Source organism: Desulfocurvus sp. DL1XJH-121 (assembly GCF_054819825.1).
Window position 1 is genome coordinate 29,235 of record NZ_JBTVWW010000015.1, and the last position, 12,602, is coordinate 41,836.

10 protein-coding genes are annotated in these 12,602 nt (G+C 67.1%); 1 reads left to right on the forward strand and 9 read right to left on the reverse strand.

What is annotated here, in order from left to right; all coding sequences use genetic code 11:
• Positions 1-26 precede the first annotated feature (26 nt).
• Positions 27-1,571 (forward strand): DUF4139 domain-containing protein, encoded by a 1,545-nt coding sequence (locus tag ACYYG1_RS11410; protein WP_461210438.1) that lies wholly within the window; start codon positions 27-29, stop codon positions 1,569-1,571.
• A 78-nt stretch (positions 1,572-1,649) separates the two neighbouring features.
• Here ACYYG1_RS11410 and ACYYG1_RS11415 read toward each other — a convergent pair whose 3' ends face one another.
• From ACYYG1_RS11415 to ACYYG1_RS11455, 9 genes are all read right to left on the reverse strand, one after another.
• Positions 1,650-1,952: a Dabb family protein gene (locus tag ACYYG1_RS11415; RefSeq protein ID WP_461210439.1), complete on the reverse strand. Its 303-nt coding sequence runs from the start codon at positions 1,950-1,952 to the stop codon at positions 1,650-1,652.
• A gap of 32 nt (positions 1,953-1,984) precedes the next feature.
• Positions 1,985-2,482, reverse strand: a complete 498-nt coding sequence (locus ACYYG1_RS11420; protein ID WP_461210440.1) for an acyl-CoA thioesterase — start codon at positions 2,480-2,482, stop codon at positions 1,985-1,987.
• A 51-nt stretch (positions 2,483-2,533) separates the two neighbouring features.
• The gene (locus tag ACYYG1_RS11425; RefSeq protein ID WP_461210441.1) at positions 2,534-3,538 is read right to left on the reverse strand and encodes an alpha-hydroxy-acid oxidizing protein; all 1,005 of its coding nucleotides are present in this window, start codon (positions 3,536-3,538) and stop codon (positions 2,534-2,536) included.
• Between the two features lie 134 nt (positions 3,539-3,672).
• Entirely contained in the window at positions 3,673-5,832 is a 2,160-nt protein-coding gene (ldhH, locus tag ACYYG1_RS11430) for an L-lactate dehydrogenase (quinone) large subunit LdhH (RefSeq protein WP_461210442.1), read from the reverse strand.
• A gap of 2 nt (positions 5,833-5,834) precedes the next feature.
• Positions 5,835-6,464, reverse strand: coding sequence for a lactate utilization protein (locus tag ACYYG1_RS11435; protein ID WP_461210443.1), 630 nt, complete (start codon positions 6,462-6,464; stop codon positions 5,835-5,837).
• Between the two features lie 68 nt (positions 6,465-6,532).
• Positions 6,533-7,735: an acetate/propionate family kinase gene (locus tag ACYYG1_RS11440; RefSeq protein WP_461210444.1), complete on the reverse strand. Its 1,203-nt coding sequence runs from the start codon at positions 7,733-7,735 to the stop codon at positions 6,533-6,535.
• A complete protein-coding gene (gene pta / locus ACYYG1_RS11445) occupies positions 7,735-9,846 on the reverse strand; it encodes a phosphate acetyltransferase (RefSeq protein ID WP_461210445.1) in 2,112 nt (703 codons plus the stop codon). Before pta ends, ACYYG1_RS11440 begins: the two co-directional genes overlap by 1 nt.
• Before the next feature lie 50 nt (positions 9,847-9,896).
• On the reverse strand, positions 9,897-11,189 hold the full coding sequence (locus ACYYG1_RS11450; protein WP_461210446.1) for a (Fe-S)-binding protein: 1,293 nt from the start codon (positions 11,187-11,189) through the stop codon (positions 9,897-9,899).
• Between the two features lie 4 nt (positions 11,190-11,193).
• Complete coding sequence (locus tag ACYYG1_RS11455; protein ID WP_461210447.1) at positions 11,194-12,576, reverse strand: FAD-binding oxidoreductase; 1,383 nt, start codon at positions 12,574-12,576, stop codon at positions 11,194-11,196.
• Positions 12,577-12,602: the final 26 nt, after the last annotated feature.

The following is a 12,602-nucleotide window of genomic DNA, read 5'->3' on the forward strand; positions in this document are numbered from 1 at the left end:
CCCGGACCGCAACCAACGGAGGCGCCATGCAGTCGTACACCGTCCGCATCCTGGCGGCGATCCTGTTCCTGCTCCTGGCCCCGGCCCTGGGGCGGGCCGAGCCCGTGGCCGTGACCCTGTACCCCGACGGGGCCGAGATCACCGAGGCCGCCACCCTGCCCCTCTCGGCCGGGGACGGGCGGCCCGTGGCCGTGATCACCCTGCCCGCCCGAGCCGACGCAGCGAGCCTGCGCCTCACGGCCGAGCGGGCCTCGGGCCTGACCCCGGCGGACGTGTCCGTGAAAAGCGTGCTGCGCACGGACGAGGGCCGCATCAAGGAGGTCCAGAAGCTCCTGGACGCGGCCAAGGCCGAGCGCCAGGACCTGGCGGACAAGCGCGCGGCCCACGCGGGGGCAGCGGACTACTGGCGCTCCCTGGCCGCGGGCGAGAGCCCGGCCAAGGCGGCCGAGGCCCAGGCCATGGCCCGGGCCGTGCGCGACGGCCTGGCCGCCGAGTTGGCCGCCGCGTCCAAGCTGGACCGCGAGATCAAGGACGCGGACACGCGCGTCCGCGAACTGGAAAAGGAGCTCCAGGGCCTCACGGGCGGCGGCCGCCGCGTGCTGGAGGCGACCATTTCCTTTACCGGGCCCGGGGCCAAGTCCGTGGCCTGCCGCTGGACCTACCGCGCGGCCGGGGCGGGCTGGACCCCCGAGTATTCCCTGAACGCCCTGCCGGGCGAGGAGCGCGTGGACTTCGCCTGGGGCGCGCGCATCCGCCAGGAGACCGGCGCGCCCTGGAAGGACGTGGCCCTGACCCTGGCCACGGCGCGCTTCGCGGGCGGGACCGAGCCGCCCGCGCTGCCGCACTGGAATCTGCGGCCCCAGGAGGAGCTCCTCAGGCGCGCGGCCAAGCTCATGACGGACATGGCCGTGCAGACCGAATCCCTCGGGGCCGCGCCCGCGGCCGAGGCCGATCCGGCGCGCACCCAGGGCCGGATGTTCGACGCCTACGACGCCGGGCGCGCGACCCTGGACTCGGGCCAGTCCCGCAGGCTGCACCTGGGGGCCGCGTCCTGGAAGGCCGAATTCGACTATCTGGTGCGGCCCTGGCTGGGGCCCGGGGCCTACACCCGCGCGGCCGTGAACCTGGACGAGACGCCCAGGTATCCCGCCGGGCAGGCCTCCTATCTGCTGGATTCGGCCCTGGTGCGCACGGGGAGCTTCTCCCTGTTCGACAAGAAGGCCGACCTGTTCTTCGGCATGGACCCGCAGGTGGCCGTGCGCCTGACGCCCCTGACCCGGCAGTCCGGGGAGGCGGGCTTTCTGGGCTCCAAGAAGAGCCGCGCCTGGGACTGGCGCGTGACCGTCCAGAACCACAAGTCACTGGCCGTGTCCGTGCGCATGGAGGACCGCGTGCCCGGGGCCGGGGACGAGCGCATCAAGATCGAGAAGCGCCTGCCCGGGGCCGAGGAGGAGGAAGGCCGTCTGGCCGTCTGGACCTTCAAGGTCCCCGCCGGGGGCCAGCACGTGGTGGAATACGGCTACACCGCCACCTACCCGAAAGAGATTAACCTGGACCTGGGCGGCCGCTAGCAGACCGTCGTTTCAAGCACGAAAAACGGGGCGGTCCCAAGGGACCGCCCCGTTTTTTTTGCGCATCGGCGAAAGCCGCTACACTTCGTAGTCGACCGCGCGCCGTTCAATCACGATCTTCTTGATGAACTCCACGCATTTCAGGTGCTCGGGATGCACCTGGTAGGCGTCCATCTCCTCCAGGGTGTTGAACACGCTGTACAAGCAGATGTCCGAGGCGGTGTCCCCGGCGACCACGTTCACGCCCACCTCCAGGCTGACCACGCCGGGCACTTTGGCGGGCAGGGCCTCGAGCATTTCCTTCATCTTGAGGGCGTTCTCCGCCTTGGCGGCGCCCTCGGCCTCGTCCTTCAAGCGCCACATGACGATGTGCTTGAGCATGTTCCTGATCTCCTGTGCGTGGTTGCTGTTTTCTATGCGCCGCACCCGCCCTGGGACGAGCGTTCGCGGGCGCGCTCCTGTTTCCGAATTTCCCGTCTGGCCTCGGCCTCGCGCCAGCGGCGTTCGTCATTCTCGTCCTCCAGGACCAGGGGCGGCACCGGGCTGGGCCGGCCGTCCTTGTCCAGGGCCACGAAGGTCAGGTACGCGGAATTGGTGTAGCGCACCTCGCCGGTGAACAGGTTCTCGGCCTCCACGCGCACCCCGATCTCCATGGAGGTGGTGCCCACGTAGTTCAGGCAGGCCTTGAAGATGACCAATTCACCCACGAACACCGGGCGCAGGAAATCCATGCGGTCTATGGACGCGGTGACCGCGTTGCTGCGGGCGTGGCGCAGGGCCACGGTCCCGGCCGCCGTGTCGATGTACTTGAGGATCACGCCGCCGTGCACGTTGCCTGCGGGATTCGCGTCCTGGGGCAGCATGCGCTGCGACAAAATAATGCTGCTTTCACTCTTGGTCTTGCCCTGCATGGAGCCTCCTGTGGACCGCGGCCAGCCCCCGGACGGCCCCGCGGCGCAGGGCTAGCGGCGGCGCTCGTAGAGCACCGTGCGATTGACCTGAGCGGCGCGAGCCGTGCCCGTCATGAGCATGGCCTGTTCAAGTTCCCGTTGCACGCGGCCCAGATACTCCTCCACGCCGCGCTGCCCGCCGCCCAAGGCCGCGAGTTCCAACGGTCCGCCGATCATAACCGCGTCCGCTCCCAGCGCAAGCATCTTGAGCACGTCCACCCCGCAGTAGGCCCCGCCCTCCACCAGGATGGACACGGCCCCCTGCACGGCCTCGGATATCCAGGGCAGCACGTCGGCCACGCCCGGGCAGTCGTTGAGCATGCGCCCGCCCCGGTTGGAGACCACCACGGCGGCCGCGCCCAGCTCCGCGGCCAGCAGGGCCTCGTCCGGCGTCATCACGCCCTTGACCACGAAGGGCAGCTCGGTGCTGCGGATGATGCGCGACAGCCTGCCCGGGGACATGGGCGCCAGGGGCCGGCCCCGACGCGCGTAGTCCATGTGCACGACCTCGTCGGCCTCCACGCCCACGGCCACGGCGCCCGCGGCCTCGGCCTGCTCGATCCTGTGCCGCAGAGCCGAGCCGCTCCAGGGCTTCACGAAACAGATGCCCCGGACCCCGGGCTTGCGCAGGGCGTCCACGCCCGCCAGGAAGACCCGGTCCGCGAGGCCGTCGCCCACGCAGCCCACCACGCCGCGCGCGTCGCACCCGGCCAGCAGGCCGGACACGAATCCGGCCTCCGAGGGCCCGTCGCCCAGGCGGCTGAAGGCGCCGGACAGGGGGGAGCCGAACACGGGCATGGACAGGGCCAGGCCCATGACGGTCACCGAGGTATCGGGCTCGCCCACGCCGTGCAGCACGCGCAGGTTCAGGCTGTAGCTGTCCAGGGCCTCCCGGTTGGCGGCGTAGGAGCCGCCCCTGCCGGCCACGGCCAGGGCGTCGTCGCCCTCGCACAGGGCCAGGCTGCGGCGGAAGCCCGCCTCGGCCTCGCCCCGGACCAGATATTCCAGATCGTCCATGATGCTCCTGGGGGGCGCCATCCCGCCCGTCGCGCCGGGGCGGGGTGGTGAGGAAAAAGGCAGGCGCAACGGGCGGGAATGGCGGGGGTGGGTGTGAACCGGCGCGGGGCGGCGGACCGCCCCGCGCCGCAGGGCTACTTCTTTCTCTCGGCCAGGGCCTCGGCGATGTGGCGCACGGTGATGGAGTCGCCCCTGGCGTGGGCGCCGCCGCGCAGCTGCATCACGCAGCCCGGGCAGTCCGTGACCAGCTGGGTGGCTCCGGTGGCCTTGACGTTGTCCAACTTCTTGTTCAGCAGTTCCTTGGACTCCTCGGGGAACTTCATGGAGAAGGTGCCGCCGAATCCGCAGCAGACGTCCTCCTCGGCGGCCTGCACGTAGTCCAGGCCCGCGTCCTTCATCAGGTCGCGCGGCGCGTCGTGCACGCCCATGCCCCGGCAGAGGTGGCAGGGGGCGTGGTAGGCGGTCTTGGTGCCCACGGACAACTCGCGGAAGTCGCTCGCGCCCACGCCCAGCACGTCGTGCACGAAGGAGCTGAAGTCAATGACCTTCTCGGAGAAGCGGCGGGCCTTGTCGGCCATGCGCGGCTCGTCCTCCAGGAGCTTGGGATAGGCGTGCTTCAAGTGCGAGGCGCAGGACGCGCACATGGTCACCACGTAGTCGTACTTGCCGGGGTCGATGACCGTGACGTTCTGCGCGGCCACGTCCTTGGCCGTCTGGGTCTCGCCCATCATGACCACGGGCAGGCCGCAGCAGGTCTGCTCCATGGGGAAGTCCATGTCCACGCCGTGGCCGTCCATGACCTTGACCGCGGCCTTCAACTGCTCGGGGTACACGAAGTCCTGCACGCAGCCCGAGAAGATGGCCACCCGGTACTTGGGGGTCTTGGTCTCGGGGCGCACCTTCTCCCACTCGTCGCGGAAGGGCTTCTTGGCGATGGGCGGCAGGGCCCGGAAGTTCTGTTCCTTGAAGAAGGCCATGGGCAGGTGCCGCAGGTAGCCGGTCTTGCCGTCCACCACGGGCTTCTGGCCCATCTTGGCCGTGCGCAGCAGGGTGTGGAAGAGCTTGCGGCTCTTGAGCACCTTGGCCAGCAACACGCTGGGCAGGGGGTGGCCCTCCTCGTCCTGGATGCGGGCGTGGACCTCCTTGATGAGCCTGGGCAGGTCGATGCCCGCGGCGCAGACCTCCTTGCAGGCCCCGCAGTTGATGCAGTTCTGCACGAGGTTCTTGGCCTTGTCGCGGCCGTGGAAGAAGTAGGTCAACAGCAGGCCGATGGCGCCGATGTAGATGTGGCCCATCTTGTGGCCGCCCACCAGCCGGTACACGGGGCAGACGTTGGCGCACGCGCCGCAGCGCACGCAGCGCAGGACCTGCTTGAAGTCCGGGTCCAGAGCCATGGCGGTGCGCCCGTTGTCCAGGAAGACCACGTGGTGGACCTTCTTGCCGTCGGGCCCGGGCGCGCACTCGTTGGCGCCGCAGATCCAGGTCACGTAGGAGGTGATGGCCTGGCCCGTGGCGTTGCGCGGCAGGGCCCGGATCACCCGCAGGCAGTCGTGCAGGGTCGGGGTCAGCTTGTCCAGGCCGCAGATGGCCACGTGGACCCTGGGCAGGGTGGTCACCAGCCGGGCGTTGCCCTCGTTGGTGATCAGGCCGATGCCGCCGGTCTCGGCCACGGCGAAGTTGGCGCCGGAGATGCCCATGTCCGCCTCGATGTACTTGGCGCGCAGTTCGCGCCGGGCCACCTTGACCAGCTTCTCGATGTCCGAGTCCTGCTTCTGGCTGGTGACGTCGGTGAACAGGTCGGCCACCTGGTAGCGGGAGAGGTGGATGGCGGGCATGACCATGTGGGTCGGGCCCTCGTGGCGGAGCTGGATGATCCACTCCCCGAGGTCCGTCTCCGTGACCTCCAGGCCCTCGGCCTCCAGATGGTGGTTGAGGAGCGTCTCCTCGGCGGTCATGGACTTGGACTTGACCACCCGCTTCACGCCCTCCTCGCGGGCGATGCGGGCGATGATCTCGTTGGCCTCGGCGGCGGTCTTGGCCACGTGCACCTTGGTGCCGGCGGCCTCGGCCTTGGCCTTGAATTCGGCGAACAGCTCCGAGAGCCGGGACACGGACTCGTCCTTGGCGTCGGCGATCTCGGCGATGAGCTCGCGCTCGTTCATGTCCGCGAAGGCGTTGACCCGGTTGGCGCGGTAGGCCACGGCGAAGGCGTCCATGGCCTTGCGCAGGAACTCGTCCCCCAGGGCCTCCTGGCACTCCTTGCGGTAGTCTTCAAGATTCTTGGCGTGCTGCATGGCTACTTGTCCTCCATGATCAGGATGTGGAGTTCCAGCGGCCCGTGGACGCCCAGGGCCAGGACGCGCTCGATGTCGGCGGTCCTGGACGCGCCGGTGATGAACGCCAGGTAGCTCGGATTCTTCTGGATGAAGGCCAGAACTTCCTTTTCCGCATCGTAGGAGGTTTCGCGCAGCTTGGATTTGGGCAGAACGGCGACGTGGGTTTCGGCCATCATGGTGGCCAGGCGCACGTCCTCGCTGTTGGAGTTGAGGACCAGGGTGCCGGTCTCGGCGATGCCCAGGTCGCAGACGGTGAAGCCGATGTCCAGCCCGGCGAGGTATTTGCGCAGGCCGTCCTGGATCAGCTCGAAACCCTGCGCGTCGCAGAGCTTTTTCAGGGAAGCGAAGTTCTGCTTGCTCATTCCCGGGGCGGCGATGACCTTGGTGGTCTTGTCCTCGCACAGGGCCTGCGCCCCTTCGGAGAGGTTCAGGTCGCAACCGGAAACGAGCAGGGCACACTTGTCCTTCTGGGCGCACAGATTGACGGTGTACTCGAAGGCCTCCTGGAGGTTCGCGACCTCCGAGACCAGGGCGGACACCGCCTGCGCCTTCTTGGTGAACAGGGTCACCGTCTTCTTCGTTACTGCCATGTTGGATACTCCCGTATGCGTTTTTCCCCCCGACGGCCTGTCCAAGCCGCCGGGGAGGCTTGTTGCGTCTATTCGAGCAACTCGACGGTCTCGCGGGCGATCTCCAACTCCTCGTTGGTGCGCACCACCAACACGTCGATCTTGCTCTCGGGGGCGCTGATGCGCATCCAGTCGCCGGGGCGCTTGGCGTTGGCCGCCTCGTCCAGGACCAGGCCCATGGGCTCCAGGCCCTTCAGGGTCTCCTTGCGCACCACGGCGTCGTTCTCGCCGATGCCCGCGGTGAAGACCATGGCGTCCACACGGCCCAGCTCGGCCCAGTAGGCGCCGATGTACTGGCGCACGCGGTGGCAGAGCATGTCCACGGCCAGCTTGGCGCGCTCGTCGCCCTTCTCGGCCGCGGCGTGGATGTCGCGCAGGTCGCTCATGCCGCAGATGCCCACCAGGCCGCTCTTCTTGGTCAGCATGGTGTCCACCTCTTCCAGGGTCATGCCCTTCTTCTCGGCGATGAACTTGAGCACGGCCGGGTCCAGGTTGCCCGAGCGGGTGCCCATGATCACGCCCGCCAGGGGGGTCATGCCCATGGAGGTGTCGATGCACTTGCCGCCCTCGACGGCGGACAGGGACGAACCGTTGCCCAGGTGCACGGTGATGACGTTCAGGTCCTTGGGCTCCTTGCCCAGGATCTCGGCCACGCGGCGCGCCACGTACTTGTGGGACGTGCCGTGGAAACCGTAGCGCCGCACGCCCAGTTCCTTATAGAGCTCGTAGGGGATGGCGTACTGGTAGGCCTTGGCCGGGATGGTCTGGTGGAAGGCCGTGTCGAACACGGCCACGTGGCCGCACTTGAAGATGGACTGGCCCACCTCGATGCCGGTGAGGTTGGCGGGGTTGTGCAGGGGGGCGAGGTCCGAGACGGCCTTGATGCCCTCGATGACCTCGGCGTCGATGAGCACGGGCGCGGAGAACTTCTCGCCGCCATGCACCACGCGGTGCCCCACGCCGTCCACGTCGGAGGCGTCGGCGATGACGCCGTGCTCGGCGTCGGTCAGGGCCTCCACCACCATCTGCATGCCCACGCCGTGGTCCGGGATGGGGCGCTCGATGACGGTCTTGGTCTCGGCGTCGGTGTCCGGGGCCTTCTTATGGGTCAGGATTCCCTGGTCCAGGCCGATGCGCTCCATCACGCCGGAGGCCAGGACAGACTGGTTTTCCATGTTCAACAGCTGGTACTTGATGGAGGAACTTCCGGAGTTGATCACGAGAATCTTCATTATATCAATCCCTTTTCGGCCTGGGCCTGAATAGCGGTGATGGCGACGGTGTTGACGATGTCGGGGACGGTGCAGCCGCGGGAGAGGTCGTTGACGGGCTTGTTCAGGCCCTGGAGCACCGGGCCGATGGCCACGGCCCCGGCGGAGCGCTGCACTGCCTTGTAGGTGTTGTTGCCGGTGTTCAGGTCCGGGAAGATGAACACCGTGGCCTTTCCGGCCACCTCGCTATCGGGCATCTTGGTGGCGGCCACGTCGGGATCCACGGCCGCGTCGAACTGCAGGGGTCCCTCCACGGGGAAGCTGCCGGCGGCCAGCTCGCGGGCGATGCCCGTGGCCTCCTTGACCTTGTCCACGTCCTCGCCCTTGCCGGACTGGCCCGTGGAGTAGGACAGCATGGCCACGCGCGGCTCCACGCCGAAGATGCGGGCGGTGTCCGCCGAGGACACGGCGATCTCGGCCAGCTGCTGGGCCGTGGGGTTGGGGTTCACAGCGCAGTCGCCGTAGGCATGCACGCGGTCCTTCATGCACATCAGGAACACGGAGGACACGATGCTCGCGCCCGGCTTGGTCTTGATGAACTCGAAGGCCGGGCGGATGGTGTGGGCCGTGGTGTTAAGGGCGCCGGAGACCATGCCGTCGGCGTGGCCCAGGTGGACCATCATGGTGCCGAAATAGGTGGCGTCCTGCATGCGGTCGCGGGCGGCGTCCAGGCTGATGCCCTTGTGCTTGCGGGCCTCGAAGTAGGCCTGGGCGTACTCGTCCAGATGCTCGCTGTCGGAGGGATCGACGATGGCCACACCGTTCAGCTCCAAAGCCAGGTCCGAGACGCGCTTGGCGATGCGGTCCTTGCGGCCCAGGATGGTCAGGTCCACCACTCCGCGGCGGCTGAGGATGTCGGCCGCGCGCAGGATGCGCTCGCAGTCGCCCTCGGGCAGCACGATGCGCATCTTGTGGGACTTGGCCTTCTCCACCAGGTTGTACTCGAACATCTTGGGGGTCACGCGGCGGGACTTGGCCTGGCCCAGGCGGGAGCGCAGCTCGTCCACGTTCACGCAGGACTCGAAGCTGCCCAGCGCCGAGGCGATCTTGCGCAGGTCGTCGGGCGCGATGCGGCCGTAGAGCTCGGAAATCATGCGCGTGCTCTTGAAGGTGTGGTCGGGCACGCTGAGGATGGGCACGGGCACGCCGGTCCAGCCCTCGATGAGGCGGTGCACGCTCTGGGACGGCTGCAGCCCGCCCGTGAGCATGATGCCGGAAATATTGGGGTAGGAGGTGGACAGCCGCGAGGCCAGGCTGGCCAGGATGAGGTCCTCCCGGTCGCCGGGGGTGATGATCAGGCTGCCCTCGGTGATGTACTCCAGGAAATTGCCCACCTGCATGGCGGCGATGAGGTAGTCCTGGACCAGGGTCTCCATGCTGCCGTGGCCGTAGAGCACCTGGCCGTCCATCCACTTGCGCACGTCGGCCATGGTGGGGTTGCCCAGGGCCTCGTTCTCGGGAATGGCGTAGAACAGGATCGGCTGCTGGGACCGGACCTTCTCGCTGATCTTCTGGGGGATCCCGGCGGCGTCGCCGTCGCTGACCCGGTTCACGATGCAGGCCACCAGGTCGACGCCCTTCTCCTCCATGGTCTCGATGGTCAGCTGGGTGGAGTCGATGAGTTCCTTGGTCCCCTTGCCCGTCCCACTGGCCACCAGGAGCACCGGGGCCCCGAGGTTGGCCGCGATGTCGGCGTTGATGTCGAACTCGAACGCGGGATCCTTGCCCAGGAAGTCCGATCCTTCGCAGAGCACGAAGTCATAGTTGGCTTCCAGCGCCTTGTACTTGTTGAGGATATTTTCCAGCAGCAAGGCGTGCTGGCCCGCGTTGATCAGCTCCCGCGCCTGGGACAGGGTCACCGCGTAGGTGTCCTCGTAGGGCACGTCGAGCTTGAAATGGGACAGGATCAGGTTGATGTCGTGATCCTGGCCGCCGCCGACATTGTCGTTGATGATGGGTCGGAAGAAGGCCACGTTCCGCAGATTGCCTAGCAGCATCTGCATGATTCCCAGGGCCACGGCGCTTTTGCCGCTGCGGCTCTGTGTGGCGGTGATGTACAGGGACTTCGACATTCGTCAGACTCCTTTGCGGCAGGGGCGGGCCGCAGCCCGCCCCGACCAGATTACTCCAGAGTCTCCGCGTAGATTTCCACGGGGTGGCGCACACTGATGTGGTCGCCGCCCTGGGACAACATGTCCGTGAGCTGCATCATGCAGGCCGGGCAGCCGGTGGCCACCACGTCGGCCTTTGAGGCCAGGACATTGTCCCGTTTGCGTTGGCCGATCTTCTTGGAGACCTCATAGTGATGAAGGTTGAAGGTGCCGCCGTTTCCGCAACAGCGGTCCGCCTCCGCCATTTCCACGAAGTTGTACGCCGGATTCGCCTTGAGCAGCGTCCGGGGCTGGGCCTTCACGCCCAGCGACTTCACCAGGTGGCACGGGTCATGATATGTCACTCTCCGGCCGCCCGTGGGGGCATCTTGAGCTTTGATGCCAACCTTGTCCACAAGGAACTGATTGATGTCCATGGCCTTGTCAGCCAAGGCCCGCACATTGTCCGCAACGGAACTGGGCAGGCCTTCTGCATAGTGGGGCCAAAACTCCTTGATGGTGGCCGTGCATGTTGCGCAGGCCGTGACGAGGTAGTCGAACTCGCCCTTGGCGAAGGCCTTGGCGTTGAGCTTCACCAGCTTGGCGAAGGACTCGCTGTCGCCCGAGGACAGGGTGGGGATGCCGCAGCATGCCTGGCCCGAGGGCAGGAACACGCCCACTCCGTGGTGGTTGAGGACCTTGAGCACGGCGTGGCCGATGCGCGGCATCATCTTGTCGATGACGCAGCCCGGGAAGAAGGCCACCTTCAGGCCCGAGGCCCCGGCCGGGGTGTCCAGCTTGGGCACGGACTTGTGCAGCGGCGTCTCGGCCAGGGGCAGGAAGTGCCTGTCGCCGATGATGGGCGACATGATCTTGGAGCACGAGGAGCCCAGAAGCTCGTCCGCCGGGGAGGTGAACAGGCCCTGGAACTTGCCGCCAAGGGCCAGGAGGCCGTTGAACAGGTTCGGCTTGGTGAGCATGCCCTTGAAGATGATCTTCTTGGTGGCGGGCAGGCCCATGTAGGTGTTCACGATGATCCGGGCCTTTATGAAGATGTCCATGATCTTCACGCCCGAGGGGCAGTTGGCCTGGCAGGAGCCGCACAACAGGCACTTGTTGAGCTTCTCCTTCACACCGTCGGCGTCGGAGACCATCTCGTGGGCCAGGTTCTCGAGCAGCGCGATCTTGCCGCGCGTCACGTCGGCCTCGTTGAGGGTCGCCCCGAACACCGGACAGACGGCCTGGCACATCCCGCACTTCATGCAGGTGACCATCTGGTCGTCGAGTTCCTTGAGCAGTTGGGCCAGCTTGTGGAGGTCTGCCATGTCATTAACCTCCGATGATCTTGCCGGGATTCAGGATACCCTTGGGATCCACGGCCTTTTTCAGCGCCTTGGCATAGGCGATGGTGGCGGCGGAGGTTTCCTTCTCCAGCCACTTGGCCTTGGCCAGGCCAATGCCGTGCTCGCCGGACAGGGTGCCCTTGAGGGACAGGGCCACGTCGAAGATCTCGTCCACGGCCTGCTCCACGCGCTCGAACTCCTCGTGGTCGCGCTTGTCGCAGAGGATGGTCGGATGCAGGTTGCCGTCGCCCGCGTGGCCGAAGGTGCCCACGTCCAGGCGGTACTTCTTGGTGATCTCGTTGATGGCGCGGATCATGGCCGGGATCTGGGAGCGCGGCACGGTGGCGTCCTCGAGCACGGTGGTGGGGCGGGCGCGGGCGAGCGCCGGCAGGGCCGCGCGGCGGGCCTCCCAGAGCTTGTTGCGCTCGGCCTCGTCCTTGGCGGCCTGCACGTCCACGGCGCCGCACTTCTTGCAGATGGCCACGACCTTCTCGGACTCCTCGGCCACCTGGCCGGCGTGTCCGTCCACCTCGATGAGCAGGATGGCGGCGGCGTCCACGGGCATGCCCGCCTTGGTGAAGTCCTCGACGTAGCGGATGGTGCTGTTGTCCAGGATCTCCAGGGTGCAGGGCACGATGTGCGCGGCGATGATGGCGGCCACGGTCTCGGACGCCTTGTCGATGTTGTCGAACACGGCCATCATGGCCTTGTTGGCCGCCGGCGGGGGCACAAGCTTGAGGATGATCTCGTTGAACACGCCCATGGTGCCTTCGCTGGCCACCTGGAGGCCGGAAAGGTTCAGGCCGGTGACGCATTTCACGGTGCGCGACCCGGATTTGACCAGCTCGCCGTTGACGTCGAAGAAGTCCACGCCCATGACGTAGTCCTTGGTCACGCCGTACTTCAGGCCGCGCAGGCCTCCGGCGTTCTCGGCCACGTTGCCGCCCAGGGTGGAGACGGCCATGGAGCCCGGATCCGGGGGATAGAACAGGCCGCGTTTGGCGACCTCGGCCGCGAACTGGGCCGTGATCACGCCGGGTTGGACCACGGCGTAAAGATCCTGCTCGTTGATCTCGATGATCTTGTTCAGGGCGTTGGTCAGAAGGACGATGCCGCCCTTCTCGGGAATGGTGCCGCCGGAAAGGTTGGTCCCGGAACCGCGCGGGGTCAGGGGAATGCCGTTCTCGTTGCACAGGCGGACCACCTTGCCCAGTTCCTCGCTGGTGGTGGGGCGCACGGCCAAGGCGGGCACGACAGGCTCCAGCACGGCGGAATCGTAGGAATAGGACTGGCGGTCGGCCTCGCTGTGCAGGACGTTCTCCTTGCCGACTATTGCCTGAAACTCTTTTACAAGGGCATCACTGGGCATTTGCTGTTCTCCCACCTTTGTAGGTT